The 14839-nt window shown below is 59.7% G+C and carries 15 protein-coding genes and 1 tRNA gene; 7 read left to right on the forward strand and 9 right to left on the reverse strand.

Going from position 1 to position 14839, the window contains the following annotated elements:
• Positions 1 to 64: 64 nt before the first annotated feature.
• From JZX88_RS01965 to mnhG, 6 genes are read left to right on the forward strand one after another with little or no spacing between them, the layout of a single operon-like run.
• Entirely contained in the window at positions 65 to 2983 is a 2919-nt protein-coding gene (locus tag JZX88_RS01965; RefSeq protein ID WP_206912364.1) for a monovalent cation/H+ antiporter subunit A, read from the forward strand.
• The gene (locus JZX88_RS01970; RefSeq protein WP_065114810.1) at positions 2983 to 3318 is read left to right on the forward strand and encodes a Na+/H+ antiporter subunit C; all 336 of its coding nucleotides are present in this window, start codon (positions 2983 to 2985) and stop codon (positions 3316 to 3318) included. Before JZX88_RS01965 ends, JZX88_RS01970 begins: the two co-directional genes overlap by 1 nt.
• Positions 3315 to 4961 carry a monovalent cation/H+ antiporter subunit D gene (locus JZX88_RS01975; RefSeq protein ID WP_174028842.1) on the forward strand — a complete coding sequence of 549 codons (1647 nt, stop codon included), beginning with the start codon at positions 3315 to 3317 and terminating at the stop codon, positions 4959 to 4961. The genes JZX88_RS01970 and JZX88_RS01975 overlap by 4 nt, the downstream gene beginning before the upstream one ends.
• The gene (locus JZX88_RS01980; protein WP_065114808.1) at positions 4958 to 5446 is read left to right on the forward strand and encodes a Na+/H+ antiporter subunit E; all 489 of its coding nucleotides are present in this window, start codon (positions 4958 to 4960) and stop codon (positions 5444 to 5446) included. Before JZX88_RS01975 ends, JZX88_RS01980 begins: the two co-directional genes overlap by 4 nt.
• Positions 5443 to 5724 (forward strand): K+/H+ antiporter subunit F, encoded by a 282-nt coding sequence (locus JZX88_RS01985; protein ID WP_003493758.1) that lies wholly within the window; start codon positions 5443 to 5445, stop codon positions 5722 to 5724. Before JZX88_RS01980 ends, JZX88_RS01985 begins: the two co-directional genes overlap by 4 nt.
• Complete coding sequence (gene mnhG / locus JZX88_RS01990) at positions 5721 to 6065, forward strand: monovalent cation/H(+) antiporter subunit G (RefSeq protein ID WP_006313275.1); 345 nt, start codon at positions 5721 to 5723, stop codon at positions 6063 to 6065. Before JZX88_RS01985 ends, mnhG begins: the two co-directional genes overlap by 4 nt.
• 151 nt (positions 6066 to 6216) lie before the next feature.
• On the opposite strand, the gene JZX88_RS01995 is transcribed toward mnhG, so the two are convergent.
• The 3 genes from JZX88_RS01995 to JZX88_RS26400 form a co-directional block, all read right to left on the reverse strand.
• Positions 6217 to 6561: a hypothetical protein gene (locus JZX88_RS01995; RefSeq protein WP_206912365.1), complete on the reverse strand. Its 345-nt coding sequence runs from the start codon at positions 6559 to 6561 to the stop codon at positions 6217 to 6219.
• The gene (locus tag JZX88_RS02000; RefSeq protein WP_206912367.1) at positions 6548 to 7078 is read right to left on the reverse strand and encodes a hypothetical protein; all 531 of its coding nucleotides are present in this window, start codon (positions 7076 to 7078) and stop codon (positions 6548 to 6550) included. The genes JZX88_RS01995 and JZX88_RS02000 overlap by 14 nt, the downstream gene beginning before the upstream one ends.
• A gap of 106 nt (positions 7079 to 7184) precedes the next feature.
• Entirely contained in the window at positions 7185 to 7511 is a 327-nt protein-coding gene (locus JZX88_RS26400) for a CPCC family cysteine-rich protein (protein WP_206912369.1), read from the reverse strand.
• Here JZX88_RS26400 and JZX88_RS02010 point away from each other — a divergent pair.
• On the forward strand, positions 7510 to 7806 hold the full coding sequence (locus JZX88_RS02010) for a hypothetical protein (protein ID WP_206912371.1): 297 nt from the start codon (positions 7510 to 7512) through the stop codon (positions 7804 to 7806). The genes JZX88_RS26400 and JZX88_RS02010 overlap by 2 nt on opposite strands.
• Before the next feature lie 76 nt (positions 7807 to 7882).
• Here the strand turns inward: JZX88_RS02010 and JZX88_RS02015 are convergent.
• The 6 genes from JZX88_RS02015 to JZX88_RS02040 form a co-directional block, all read right to left on the reverse strand.
• Positions 7883 to 7958: transfer RNA gene (locus JZX88_RS02015), tRNA-Phe, on the reverse strand.
• 284 nt (positions 7959 to 8242) lie between these two features.
• Positions 8243 to 8662, reverse strand: coding sequence for a hypothetical protein (locus tag JZX88_RS02020; RefSeq protein ID WP_206912373.1), 420 nt, complete (start codon positions 8660 to 8662; stop codon positions 8243 to 8245).
• A 156-nt stretch (positions 8663 to 8818) separates the two neighbouring features.
• The gene (locus JZX88_RS02025) at positions 8819 to 11035 is read right to left on the reverse strand and encodes a 3-hydroxyacyl-CoA dehydrogenase NAD-binding domain-containing protein (RefSeq protein ID WP_110755550.1); all 2217 of its coding nucleotides are present in this window, start codon (positions 11033 to 11035) and stop codon (positions 8819 to 8821) included.
• Positions 11036 to 11182: 147 nt separating this feature from the next.
• Positions 11183 to 12391, reverse strand: a complete 1209-nt coding sequence (locus JZX88_RS02030; protein ID WP_065114803.1) for an acetyl-CoA C-acetyltransferase — start codon at positions 12389 to 12391, stop codon at positions 11183 to 11185.
• Between the two features lie 39 nt (positions 12392 to 12430).
• Positions 12431 to 12670 carry a hypothetical protein gene (locus tag JZX88_RS02035; protein ID WP_206912375.1) on the reverse strand — a complete coding sequence of 80 codons (240 nt, stop codon included), beginning with the start codon at positions 12668 to 12670 and terminating at the stop codon, positions 12431 to 12433.
• A gap of 14 nt (positions 12671 to 12684) precedes the next feature.
• Positions 12685 to 14481: an acyl-CoA dehydrogenase C-terminal domain-containing protein gene (locus JZX88_RS02040; protein ID WP_206912376.1), complete on the reverse strand. Its 1797-nt coding sequence runs from the start codon at positions 14479 to 14481 to the stop codon at positions 12685 to 12687.
• Positions 14482 to 14839: the final 358 nt, after the last annotated feature.

Below are 14839 nucleotides of genomic sequence, written 5' to 3' on the forward strand. Positions count from 1 at the left end.
AGGGATCGGAGTCGTCGGAAACCCGCCGTAGGCTCCCATTCCAGAAAGAAAACCGCCGCTGCATATGACACTTGCAACCATTCTTCCATTTATTGTCGCATTGCCCTTTGTCGGCGCCGTCCTGACGGCTTTCATGCCGCGCGAGGGTGCCGCCGCTGGCCCGGCCTCCGTTGCGGGCGCAGTCGCCCTTTTCGGCCTTGTCAGCAGCATCTTTCTTTATACGACCATCAGCGGCGGCGACGCGCTGAAATACGATGTGGAATGGCTGCCCCAGCTGGGCCTCAATTTTACCCTGCGGCTGGACGGATTTGCCTGGATATTCACGATCCTCATCACCGGCATCGGCCTGCTGGTGGTTCTTTATGCCCGCTATTACATGTCGGCCGAAGACCCGATCCCGCGTTTCTTCGCCTTCCTGCTTGCCTTCATGGGCTCGATGCTCGGCGTTGTCCTGTCCGGCAACGTCATCCTGCTGTCGATCTTCTGGGAAATGACCAGCATCTTCTCGTTCCTGCTGATCGGCTACTGGCACCAGAATGCCGGCGCACGCGACGGCGCGCGCATGGCGCTGACCGTGACCGGCATCGGCGGCTTCAGCCTGCTCGCCGGGCTTCTGATCCTCGGGCACATGGCGGGAAGCTACGATCTCGACAAGATCATCGAGGCCGGTGCCGCTATCCGCGCCCATTCCCTCTATCTGCCGGCGCTTATCCTCATTCTTGGCGGCGCGCTGACCAAGAGCGCGCAGTTTCCCTTCCATTTCTGGCTGCCCAACGCCATGGCGGCGCCCACGCCTGTTTCCGCCTATCTGCATTCGGCGACCATGGTGAAGGCGGGGGTTTTCCTGCTCGCGCGCTTCTGGCCGGTGCTGGCGGGCACGCCGGAATGGTTCTGGCTGGTGGGCGTGGCCGGCATCATCACCCTGCTGCTCGGCGCTTATTTCGCCATGTTCCAGCAGGATCTGAAAGGCCTGCTCGCCTATTCCACCATCAGCCATCTCGGGCTCATCACCACGCTGCTCAGCCTCGGCAGCCCGCTTGCGGCGGTTGCGGCCATCTTCCACATGGTCAACCACGCCACCTTCAAGGCCTCGCTGTTCATGGCGGCCGGTATCATCGACCATGAAACCGGCACCCGCGACATGCGGCGCTTGAGCGGGCTCTACACCTATCTGCCGGCGACCGCGACGCTTGCCATGGCGGCCAGTGCGGCGATGGCCGGCGTGCCGCTGTTCAACGGCTTCCTCTCCAAGGAAATGTTCTTCGCAGAGGCCGTCGAAACCCATGCCGATTCACTGCTCGACCGGGCGCTGCCCTATGTCGCGACGCTTTCAGGCGCATTCGCCGTCGCCTATTCGCTGCGCTTCATCCACACCGTCTTCTTCGGTCCGAAGCCCGTCGATCTGCCGAACCCAAATCCGCACGAGCCGCCGCGCTGGATGCGTTTCCCGATCGAGTTCCTGGTTTTCGCCTGCCTGATCGTCGGCATCGTTCCCAGCCTGTCGATCGGCCCGTTCCTGCATTCGGCCGTGCTGTCCGTGCTCGGCGACCAGACGCCCATCTACAGCTTGTCGATCTGGCACGGTTTCAACCTGCCGCTCATCATGAGTATTGCGGCACTGATCGGCGGTGTGGCGATCTATGCGCTGCTTGGCGGTTATTTCTCACGCTGCGATGACGGTCCGCCCGTTTTCCGGCATCTGCGGGGCCAGCGCATCTTCGAGCGCATTCTCGTCACCGTGTCCTGGAAGTGGGCGCGGTGGCTGGAAAGCACACTCGGCACGCGGCGCCTGCAGCCGCAGCTGAGACTTCTCATCCTCGTGGCGCTTCTCGCCGGTTTCTCACCCCTGTTCCTTTCGGAATTCTCCCTGTCGCTGCCGCGCGTGACGACCTTCGATCCGATCTTCGCCATACTGTGGCTGATCGGCATGATCGCCGCGCTGGGTGCCGCCTGGCAGGCGAAATATCATCGGCTTGCCGCCCTCGTCATGCTTGGTGTTTCCGGGCTCGTCACCTGCCTTACCTTCATCTGGCTGTCCGCACCGGATCTGGCCATCACCCAGCTGCTGGTCGAAATCGTGACCACGGTTCTCATCCTGCTTGGTCTGCGGTGGCTGCCGAAACGCTTCGAGAAGGTCGATAGCAGCGACGAGCTGCCGGCGCAGCTTCGCCGCGCCCGCGACTTTCTGCTGGCGGCGGCCAGCGGCATCGGCATGTCCGTCATCGCCTATGCCGTCATGACCCTGCCGGTGCCGAACGCGATCGCCACCTATTTCCTCGAGCGCGCCTATACGGAAGGCGGCGGCACCAATGTGGTCAACGTCATCCTCGTCGATTTCCGCGGTTTCGACACCTTTGGTGAAATCGCGGTCCTAGCCATCGTGGCGCTCACCGTCTTCGCACTGCTTCGCCGTTTCCGCCCGGCGCATGAAAGCATCGGGCTGCCGGAACAGCAGCAGATGCAGAATGCCTTCGATGCCGAGCGTCCCGACCGGAGCAAGGGCGATACCGTCCGCGACTACCTCTACGTGCCATCGATCGTGATGCAGTGGATGTTCCCGGTCATCATCACCTTCTCGATCTTCCTGTTCATGCGCGGCCACGATCTGCCCGGCGGCGGCTTTGCGGCCGGCATCACCATGGCTATCGCCTTCCTGCTGCAATATCTCGCCGGCGGCGCGCGCTGGGCGGAGGACCGCATCCGCATCCTGCCGCTGCGCTGGATGGGTTTTGGCCTGTTGATGGCGACGGCGACAGGTATCGGCTCCTGGTATTTCGGCTACCCGTTCCTGACCTCGTATTTCCAGTATACGGAGATACCCTATATCGGCAAAATGCCCACGGCATCCGCCCTGCTGTTCGATCTCGGTGTCTTTTCGACGGTCGTTGGCTCCACCGTTCTTATTCTCATAGCACTGGCACACCAATCGTTGCGTAACTACCGCGTTCGCACGCCTGAAGCCGCAAAAGCGGAGGACGTGTAATGGAACTCATTCTTGCAATCGGCATCGGCATCATGACCGGCTCCGGCGTCTGGCTCGTCCTGCGCCCACGCACCTATCAGGTCATCGTCGGACTTTCGCTTTTGTCTTACGCCGTCAACCTGTTCATCTTCGGCGTCGGCGGCATCAAGACCAATGCGCCGCCGGTGCTGGTGAACGGTGTCGACAGCTCCTCGCTTGCCGATCCCGTGCCGCAGGCGCTGGTATTGACAGCGATCGTCATCGGCTTTGCCACCACGGCGCTGTTCCTCGTGGTGCTGCTTGCCGCCCGCGGCCTTACCGGCACTGACCATGTGGACGGGAGGGAGACGAAATGATGTCATTCCCCTTCCACATCGTCATCGCGCCGATCCTGCTGCCGCTCATCACCGCCGCCCTGCTGTTGTTCTTCGACGAGCGCCAGCGTGTTGCAAAGGCCGCCATCAGCTTCACCTCCACCGTGCTGTTGCTGGTGGTTGCGATCCTGCTGTTCCGCGAGGTGAACTCGACCGTTAATACCGAGATCGCCGCCGTGGTCTCAAGCGGTGTCTATCTGCTCGGCAACTGGCCCGCACCTTTCGGCATCGTGCTGGTGGCCGACCGGCTTTCCGGCCTGATGGTGCTGCTGACGGCGCTGCTGGCCATACCCTCGCTGATCTATTCGATGGCGAAATGGCACAAGGCCGGGGCGCATTTCCATTCGCTGTTCCAGATGATGCTGATGGGCGTCAATGGCGCGTTCCTGACCGGCGACCTGTTCAATCTCTTCGTGTTCTTCGAGGTGATGCTGGCTGCCTCCTACGGTCTGTTGCTGCATGGCTCGGGCCAGCAGCGCGTCAAGGCGGGTCTGCATTACATCGCCATCAACCTCGTCGCGGCGCTGTTCTTCCTGATCGGTGTCAGCCTCATCTATGGCGTCACAGGCACGCTGAACATGGGCGACCTCGCCCATCGCATCGAGGGGCTGAACCCCGATCAGCGCATGCTCTTGGAAACCGGCTCGGCCATCCTCGGCATCGCCTTTCTGGTCAAGGCCGGCATGTGGCCGCTGAACTTCTGGCTGCCTTCCGCCTATGGTGCGGCGTCTGCCCCGGTGGGCGGCCTGTTTGCCATCATGAGCAAGGTCGGGATTTATGTCATCGCCCGCCTGTCCTTCCTGCTTTTCGGGCAGACGGCCGGGGAATCGGCCGGTTTCGGCCATGATGCGCTGCTGGTCGGCGGTATCGCCACCATCATCTTCGGAGCCATCGGCGTTCTCGCATCGCAGGCGCTGGGGCGGCTGGCGGGCTTTTCGGTTCTCGTCTCATCGGGAACGCTGCTTGCCGCCATGGGCACCGGCAACCCGACGGTGGCGGCCGGCGCGCTTTATTACATGGTCAGCTCCACCCTCACCATCAGCGCCTTCTTCATGCTGATCGAACTCGTCGAGCGCGGGCAGGATGCCGGCGCGAACGTTCTTGCCGTGACCATGGAGGCCTATGGCGAGGGCGACGAGGAAGAGGAGGAAGAGGAAGTGGGCGTCACCATGCCCGCCACCATGGCGGTGCTCGGCGCCTGTTTTGCCGCCTGCGGCATTCTTCTGGCCGGCCTGCCGCCGCTTTCGGGCTTCATCGCCAAGTTCTCGATGCTGACCGCCATTCTCAACCCTTCCGGGCTTGGTGCCAATGACAGCATTTCCACGCTTTCCTGGTGGCTGGTTTTCCTGATCGTCTTTGCCGGTTTCGCATCGCTGATCTCGATGACCCGTGCCGGTATCCGCACCTTCTGGGCCTCCATCGAAGGAACGGTGCCACGCGTTCTCGTCATCGAAATCGCGCCCGTGATGCTACTGCTCGGGCTGACACTTGCCATGACCGTGCAGGCGGGTCCGGTGATGCGCTACATGCAGGAAACGGCGCGTATCCTCGATCTGCCGGCAAGCTATATTCAGGGCGTCATTTCCGCACCCAGAGCGGGCAGCAACCCGGAGGCCGAGCCATGATGAGCCGTCTCCTCCCCTATCCGCTGCTGACCGTTTCGCTGATCTTCTTCTGGATGACGATCAACAGCTTTTCGCCCGGGCATCTGCTGCTCGGCACCGCCGTGGCACTCATCGCCTCCTGGGCGATGGCGTCGCTCAGGCCAGCCAAGCCGCGCATCCGCAACTGGCACAGGCTCGCGCAGCTGATCCTTATCGTGCTTTACGATATCATCAGGTCCAATATCTCGGTCGTGAAGATCATTCTCTTCAAGCGCGAAAGGGACCGCAAATCCGGCTTCCTCGCCGTGCCGCTCGATATTCGCGATCCCATGGCGCTCGCCATTCTGGCGACGATCCTGACTTCGACGCCGGGCAGCGCCTGGCTCGAATATAATTCCAGCCAGGGCACGCTCCTCCTCCACGTTCTCGACGATGTGGATGAGGCAGCGTGGATAAGCCTCATCAAGAACCGATATGAAAAACTGCTGATGGAGATATTCGAATGAGTTCGATTATCCTTTTCTGGTCCTTTTCGCTTGCGCAGCTGATGCTGGCCATTGCCATGACGATATCAGTCTATCGCATCGCCATCGGCCCGCGCGCCCAGGACCGGGTACTTGGCATCGATACGCTTTATGTCAACGCCATGCTGCTTCTCCTCACCTTCGGCCTGCGCACCGGCAACGACATCTATTTCGAGGCATCGCTGCTGATCGCCATCCTCGGCTTCGTCTCCACCGTCGCCCTTTCCAAATTCATGATGCGCGGCGAGGTGATCGAATGAACAACGCCGCAGAATTTCCGCTCTGGGCCGCCATTCTCGTGGCTTTCTTCGTGCTGCTGGGCGCTTCGCTGACGCTGATCGGCACCATCGGCTTTGCCAAGCTGAACAGCTTCTACGAGCGCCTGCACGCGCCCACACTGGGCACCAGCTGGGGCACCGGCGGCATCGTCATGGCCTCGATCATCTATTTCTCCGTCTCCGGCGACCGCTTCGCCTTCCACGAAATCTTCATCGGCATTTTCATGACGGTAACGACGCCAGTGTCGCTGATGCTGCTGGGACGGGCAGCACTTTATCGGGACCGGGCGGAGCAGAATTCGGACAATCGGGAGCATTTGTAATTCGCCCAGATCAAGACCGTTTCGGAGCGATGACCTTGCGAAAAGTGAGGGAAATTCTTCTGCTTCGGTCTGTCCTAACTCCATTCACGATATCAGATTTGCGAGCCGGAATTTCATGGGTCCAACCGTAGCGGCCGGAATCTCTCAGCGCTTAAAAAGGAAAAAGACCTTCCAAATCTTTTTCTACTTCCGCAATCATTCGATCTATTTTAAGTGCGCTTCGTCGCGCACAACTATATAGTTCCAAAAATTTGTCGTGACGAGGTGAGTATTTGTCGTAGAAAACAACGTCGCTAAAGGTCTTGGCTCCTATAGGTTTTATGCCGAGGGAAACGCCTTCTGTCCCATCCTCATCACTGGTCCATTCCCAAACTGCGATGGCGTGCTTGCCGATTTCGGCTTCGAAGATTTGCGAGTGTTCGCCCGGCGTCCAATCCAATGATTTGTCGCTAGTTTTCTCAATGAGTTTTGGAACAAGGTTCTCAAGGGTTTTCATCGCGGATCTCCTTGCGGTTTTTAGAGACGAGATCGCTTTCCCATGCTGTGACAATCGCTAGGAGCGCTTCTACATACCGTATAGTTAAGTTTTGCTTGTATTTGGGATCGGAGCTAATGGCCCAACTGATTTGCGTGTTTGCCCTATCAATCGCTCTGTTCAGCTCTGCCGTTTCTTCTTCGGTCATGGCTCTAGCCGCGCCATGTAGCCTAATCGTTCTTATCATTGGACTGAATACCGCACCTGCAGCCTCATGCCGGTTAGACCGGACATAGTCCTTCACGCTATCCAACTGACTGCTTATGTACGCCAGATTTGTACCATCGACGTGGGTGGTGACCTTCTCCAAAGCAGCCTCGGCCTTCATTGTAGATGACCTGATCTGGAAAATTTGGTACAAGGTTATGGCGAAAGCGATGAAGCCTACGATCGACGAAACCCAAGCTAACCAACCTGTAACCTCGTCAGAAATCAGTATGCATGCCCATTCGTAAGAGGTACATTCCGCTAGTCGCATTTCCCATCCCTTCAGCCCCTTCCTAAATCAATTATGGCGAGAGTTTTGTCTACCTTTTTTCAACTATGGCCTGGGAGCTGTGAAGGATAAAAGTGGAGTTTCTTCGTCAGTCGGCTTGCGGTAGATTTAACAAAGCGTTCTTCCTTGCGTAGTTCAATGGGGCCTGCGTAAGGGACATGTCGCCGTTCGACCCACCGCGCACTTGGTCAGCATACGGGTCATCTTGCCCATCGTCTTCCCAAAAGCATACAGGGCAGATTTCGTAACCCGCTCGCTCATGAAGGGTGAGGCACTTACGGCAAGGGCACCGATAGCTGACAGTTTCGCAGTATGGCTCGTAAACTATCGGATATCTTCCGCTTTTTGCGCCCGTCAAGACGCGCTGAAAACCGCGCCAATCCACCGAGCGATTACGCTGTGCGCTAACAGCCATGGCCGACCGTGGACATATAACGGTTTCAGCGCGAATTGGGACAAGATCAAAAAGAAGTTGGCAGCGGCGGGCATCATTCAACCTGGCCCTGGAGGGGCTACGCCATACTGTCGGGACGATCCTAGCAGAAATGGGGCGCGATAACGCCACCATCGCCCTTGTCTTGGGCCACGCCACCGAAGCGATGGCGACGCACTATTCCCGCCGTGCCGACAGGTCGAAACAAGCACAGGCCGTTGCGGCCGATTTTGAGGCCGAACTGAACAAACGAAAAACGAAAGTTGTCAAACTTTGAGAAAAAGTTTGACAAACTGATGTGCAATGGAAAGCGGCAAATGATGGAAAAAGATAGTCATACCAAGTATTTAGAATGGTGCCCGGAGGCGGATTTGAACCACCGACACGCGGATTTTCAATCCGCTGCTCTACCAACTGAGCTATCCGGGCACTTCAGGTCCTTGAAGAACCTCCGCTTTTGGCGGGCGGGGCTGTTTGGTGCCCCGAAAGTGAGCGGGGTTATAACATCTTGTTCGGACATGGCAAGCGCCATCGCGAAGTTTTTTGACAGTTTTTTCACGGCGCCTGTGGATGGCTGGAATCGATGCCCGGTGAAGGCCGGATTGTGGCTGGAAAGCGCTATCCACCATTCGCCCGCTCTGATCGACATCCAGCAGGCGGCAGGTTCACGCAGGGCCAATGTGGATGACGGAGGTGGCGCAGCAGGCGGGCATCTATGCCCCTTCGCTGCGCCGTGCCGCAAGGCCAAGCGCAAACGGCACCACGGCCACCAGCGCCGCCATGACGGGCGAAGAGGAGAAGATGCGGCTGGCGAGCGAGGTGATGGCGACAGAGCGCACCACCGTCATCAGGCGTGAATTCTCGCGCTCCCGATCCTGCCTGGCATCCACGGCATGGCGCACCGGGCGGGAGGTGGCCTCCAGCCGTTTTACGTCACGGCGGATTTGTTCGAGCTGCTTGCGCAGGTCATCCAGTTCAGCGCGCAACGAAGGTTCCTTCGGGACGGATGCACGTGACCTTCGGGCAGCGGGCTTTGCGACCTTCTGCTCCACGGCCTCCTCTTCCAGTTCGGCCAGATGGTCGTCAATGTCCGAGGGCTTGTCGAAACCGTGGGGTCGCAGTGGGGCTTTCATCGCTGTCTCCTGAGGCGTGCTGAATTATGGGCGGCGGGCGCTTTTGCCCGGTCAGCCTTTTCAACGCCCCAGTCCGGCAAAGGATGCACGGTAAGCGGGGAAACGGGCATAATAAAACAGGCCCCGAAGGGCCTGTTCAATGTCTCACTTGAAGCCTCAGGCCGCCTTGGCGGCGCTGGCATAGGGATCGAAGCGACCATAGAAGGTTTCGCCCTTGGCGGCCATGTCCTTCAGGAGCGGTGTCGGCTTGAAGCGTGGGCCGTAGGTCTCGCTGAGCTTTTCGGCGAGCGCGACGAAGTTCTTCACACCCATGCCGTCGATGTAGGACAGCGCGCCGCCGGTATAGGGCGCGAAACCGAAACCGAGGATGGAGCCGACATCGGCCTCACGTGGGTCGGTGACGATACCTTCTTCCACCGTGCGGGCGGCTTCCAGCGCCACGGTAACGAGGAAGCGCTGTTTCAGCACCTCCATGTCCACGTCTTCAGGCTTCTGCTGCGGATAGAGGTCCTTCAGGCCGGGCCAGAGGGACTTCTTGGCGGGCTTTTCCGGATAATCGTAGAAGCCCTTGGCGTTCTTGCGGCCAAAACGGCCCTCGCCTTCCACCAGCTTTTTCACCAGTTCCATATGGCGCGGATCGACGGCCTTTTCGCCGAGATCGGCGACGGTGGCTTTCAGAATCTTGTAGGAAAGATCGATCGCCACCTCATCGTTCAGCGCCAGCGGGCCGACCGGCATGCCGGCGAATTTCGCGGCATTTTCGATCATGGCGGCGGGCACGCCTTCGATCAACATGTCGTAGCTTTCCGCCATGTAGCGCAGCACGCAGCGATTGACGAAGAAGCCGCGCGTATCGTTCACCACAATCGGGGTCTTCTTGATCTTCGCGACATAATCCAGCGCGACGGCGAGCGCCTTGTCGCCGGTTTCCTTGCCAAGGATCACTTCCGTCAGCATCATCTTCTCGACCGGCGAGAAGAAGTGGATGCCGATGAAATCGGTCGGGCGCTTCGAGTTCTTCGCAAGGCCCGTGATCGGCAAGGTGGAGGTGTTGGAAGCGAAGATCGCACCTTCGGGCAACACGGCTTCCACAGCCTCGATGACGGCCTTCTTCACGTCGCGGTCTTCGAAGACGGCCTCGATGACGAGATCGGCATCGGAGAGGGCCTTGTAATCCGCCGTCGGGGTGACGAGGTCGAGCAGGGCCTTGCCCTCATCCTGTGTCAGCCTGCCCTTGCCGATGGCGGCCTTGACGCTTTCCTCACAATGGCCCTTGCCCTTGTCAGCGGCTTCCTGATCGCGGTCTACCAGCACTACGGGGATGCCGGCTGCGGCGGTGACGTAAGCGACCGCAGCGCCCATGAAGCCCGCGCCGACAACGCCGACCTTCTTGAACTCCGTCTTCGGCTGGCCGGCCGGGCGACGCGCGCCCTTGCCCAGTTCCTGCATGGAGATGAACAGCGAGCGGATCATGCCGAAGGCTTCCTTCGAGCGAAGGATTTCGGTGAAATAACGCTGCTCCACCTTCAGCGCCGTATCGAAGGGCAATTGCAGGCCCTCATAAACACATTTGAGGATGGCGAGGGCGGCCGGATAGTTGCCGGCGCTTTCCCGACGCAGGATGGCCGGCGCGGCAGGCCACAGCTGGGCTGCGGCCGGCGTCCAGATGCCGCCGCCGGGGGCCTTGAAGCCCTTTTCATCCCAGGGCGCGACCGGCTTCAGGCCGTCCTTGATCATCTGCTTTGCGGTTGCGACCAGCTGATCCGGCTCCACCACCTGGTGCACCAGTCCCATGGCCTTGGCGCGCGCGCCGGTCAGCGACTGGCCGGTCGTCATCATCTGCAGCGCCGACTGCGCGTCCGTCAGGCGCGGCACGCGCTGGGTGCCGCCGGCGCCGGGGAAAATGCCGACCTTGACTTCCGGCAGGGCGATCTTGAGGTTCTTGGCATTGGAGGCCACACGGCCATGGCAGGCGAGCGACAGTTCGAAAGCGCCACCCATGCAGGTGCCATTGATGGCGGAAACCCAGGGCTTGCCATTGGTCTCGATCTTGCGGAACAGGCCCGTCATGCGGCCGACGAGTTCGAACAGCTTTGCCGCCGCCTGATCCGGGTTCTTCGCCTTCTCGTCATTGTAGAAGGAGAACATCGACTTGATCATCGAAAGATCGGCACCGCCGGAAAACGTGCTCTTGCCTGAGGTGAAGACGACACCCTTGATGGCACTATCGGCGACAGTCGCGTCAAGAATGGCGTTCAGCTCGTCCATCACCTCAGAGGTGAAGACGTTCATGGATTTTTCCGGCATGTCCCAGGTGACGAGGGCAATGCCGTCTGCGTCCGTCTCGATGGTGAAATTGGTGTAAGTGCTCATTTGGGATTCCTCTTCCCTGAATCTTCATGGCCGCTTCGCTTTTTCCGTCATCCTCGGGCTTGACCCGAGGATCCAAGCACCGGGGATAGATCCTCGGGTCAAGCCCGAGGATGACGGAGGAACCGTTGCGGTGTCAGCCGAAGCCTCTCAAACCCGCTCGATAACCGTCGCCGTGCCCATGCCTGCGCCGATGCAGAGCGTGACGAGCGCGGTGTTCAGATCGCGCCGCTCCAGTTCATCCAGCACCGTGCCGAGGATCATCGCGCCGGTTGCACCGAGCGGATGGCCCATGGCGATGGCGCCGCCATTGACGTTCATCCGGTCGTGGCCGATGTCGAAGGCTTGGCAGTAACGCAGCACAACAGCGGCGAAGGCCTCGTTCAGTTCAAAAAGATCGATATCGGCAATCGACATGCCGGTCTTTTTCAGAAGCTTCTCGGTCACATCCACCGGGCCGGTCAGCATCAGCGCCGGGTCGGAGCCGATATTGGCGAAAGCCTTGATGCGGGCGCGCGGTTTCACACCCATCGCCTCGCCGCCCGCCTTCGAGCCAACCAGCACGGCAGCGGCGCCATCCACGATGCCGGACGAATTGCCGGCGTGATGGACATAATTGATCCGCTCCACTTCCGGGTGGGCCATGATGCCAACGGCTTCGAAGCCGCCCATTTCACCCGGCATCTGGAAGGACGGGTTGAGCGAGGCGAGCGCCTGCATGTCCGTGCCGGGACGCATATGCTCGTCACGGTCAAGGATCGTCAGACCGTTCTGGTCCTTCACCGGAATGACCGACTTGTTGAAATAGCCCTTTTCCCAGGCATGCGCCGCGCGCTTCTGGCTCTCAACGGCATAGGCGTCGACATCGTCACGGGAGAAGCCGTATTTGGTGGCGATGAGATCGGCCGAGACGCCCTGCGGCATGAAGAAGGCCGGGAAGTTGACCGAGGGGTCCATGTACCAGGCGCCGCCCGACATGCCCATGCCGACACGGGACATGCTTTCAACGCCGCCGGCAATGACAATATCGTCAGACCCGGCCTTGACCTTGCCGGCCGCGAAGTTGATGGCATCCAGACCCGAGGCGCAGAAGCGCGAGATCTGCATGCCCGGCGCCCTGTTGGAATAACCGGCCTCGAAGGCCGCGGCCTTGGGGATCACCGCACCAGCATCCATGACAGGATCGACACAGCCCATGATGATGTCGTCGACAGTGGAGGTGTCCAGCCCGTTGCGGTCGCGGATGGCTTCCAGCGTCTTGGCGGCCAGGCGAACGGAAGGCACCTCATGCAGGCTGCCATCCTTCTTGCCGCGTCCGCGCGGGGTGCGGACATGGTCGTAGATAAAAACGTCGGTCATAAACTCTCTCCCTTGCACCGTATTCTCAGTGCACCAAACTCATTTAAGCGTCCATTTTCCGCGGCGATCGTCATCAGCGGCAACCAGACAGCCTTTTTTTCTCAACTCCGTCGCTGCCCATCGCATGTCATATTGCCACGAATAAAAAAGATCATGCCCGCGCAGGTCCTTTTCATGATGGTCCCAAATATACTGGGCTACGTACAGAATAGATCCTTCGCCTTTATTCGCCTTTAGCGCCTCGACTACCCAATCTGTTAAATCTGCCTTAGTAACCATCGAAACCCTCGTCCTCAGAATGCTTCCGCAGCCAGTTCCATCATGGTGTCCGCGCCGGTTTCGATGCGGGCCTTGCGCAGCGCCGTTTCCGGCATGATGCGCTCCATATAAAACTTCGCCGTGACAAGCTTGGTCTTGAGGTAATCCTCGTCCGAAGCGCTGCCTGCGGCAAGCGCTTCGCTCGCCGCTTTCGCCATGCGCGCCTGCATGTAGCCCAGCACCACGATGCCGAAGAGATGCATGTAGTCGGTCGAACCGGCACCGGCATTGTCGGGCTTGGCCATGGCGTTCTGCATGAACCACATGGTTGCGGCCTGCAGGTCGTTCAAGCCCTTCTTCAGGCCCTTGGTGTAAAGGCTGAGCTTTTCATCGGCACGGTTTTCCTCGCAGAAATCACCGATTTCCTTGAACAGCGCCATGACGGCGCGGCCGCCATTCATGCCGAGCTTGCGGCCGACCAGATCAAGCGCCTGAATGCCGTTGGCACCTTCGTAGATCATGGTGATACGCGCATCGCGGACATATTGGCTCATGCCATGTTCCTCGATGTAGCCATGGCCGCCGAAGACCTGCTGCGCCATCACGGCATGGTCGAAGCCCTTGTCGGTCAAAACGCCTTTCAGGATCGGTGTGACGAGGCCGAGCAGGTCGTCCGCCACTTGGCGCTGCTTTTCGTCGGTGGCGCGGTGGGCGATGTCGGATTGCAGCGCGGTCCACAGAAGGAAAGCGCGGCCGGCCTCGTTATAGGCCTTGATGGTCATCAGCGTGCGGCGGATATCGGGATGCACGATGATCGGATCGGCCTTCTTGTCCGGGAACTTGGCGCCCGAAAGCGAGCGGCCCTGAATGCGCTCACGGGCGTATTCGACCGCGTTCTGATAGGCGATCTCACCCACCGAAAGCCCCTGCAGGCCGACGCCGAGGCGAGCCTCGTTCATCATCACGAACATGGCCGAAAGGCCCTTGTTTTCTGCGCCGAGCAGATAACCCGTCGCGTCGTCGTAATTCATGACGCAGGTGGCATTGCCGTGAATGCCCATCTTGTGTTCGATGGCGCCGCAGGTGACGCCGTTGCGCTCGCCCGGCGTGCCGTCTTCCTTGACCAGGAACTTCGGCACGATGAAGAGCGAAATGCCCTTGGTGCCCTCAGGCGCGCCTTCGATGCGGGCGATCACCAGATGGACGATATTGTCCGTCATGGAATGTTCGCCGGCGGAGATGAAAATCTTCTGGCCGGAAATTTTGTAGCTGCCGTCAGCCTGCGGCACGGCCTTGGTGCGCAGAAGGCCGAGATCGGTGCCACAATGGGGTTCGGTCAGGTTCATGGTGCCGGACCATGTGCCTTCGACCATCTTCGGCAGATAGGTGTCCTTCTGTTCCTGCGTGCCATGCACGAGGATCGCGGCAATCGCCCCCTGCGTCAGGCCGGGATACATCATCAGCGACAGGTTGGCCGACGACATATATTCGCCGATGGCGGCGTGCAGCGTATAGGGCAGGCCCTGCCCGCCGAATTCCGGCGGAACGGCAAGGCCGATCCAGCCGCCTTCGCAATAGGCGTCATAAGCGTCCTTGAAACCGTCAGGCACGGAAACCGACCCGTCATCGGCGCGCTTGCAGCCTTGGCTGTCGCCGGAAAGGTTGAGCGGGAAAAGCCGCTCTTCGGCAAGCTTCGCTGCCTCGCCAGTGATGGCCTCGATCATGTCAGGGGTTGCATCCTCGAAGCCGGGCAGGTTGTTATACCGCTCCAGGCCGAGAACGTCGTTCAGGATAAAAAGCGTGTCTTTGACTGGGGCCTTGTAAACAGGCATTACCGATGTTCCTCCGCATCGTGGCAGCCGGAGCCGATCCGGCGATATGGGACGACAATATTTGACGTGCGCGTAAACGTCAAATAAATTTCCGCTGAATATCGCCTCGCCTTTTTTACCGAATGGACGTCCGGCCGGGCACAGGCCCGCCATGCGCCACAAAAGTTAAAAAATTCCGACCATAGTTAACCACTTCTTTACCACGTTTCGTGAATTCTCCGACAAGAGGTAACTGCTTCGTTCATCGGCGCATTTTCCTCCAGGGGGCAAATACCGGCTCTGGAATTGCTGCATGTTGCGGCGACGGCATGCCCAGGCAGGCAACGTCGCGACAGACAACCGGGCACGGCGGGCGGAA

It is taken from the genome of Agrobacterium sp. OT33 (assembly GCF_017313365.1).
Lineage (GTDB): Bacteria > Pseudomonadota > Alphaproteobacteria > Rhizobiales > Rhizobiaceae > Agrobacterium > Agrobacterium rhizogenes_A.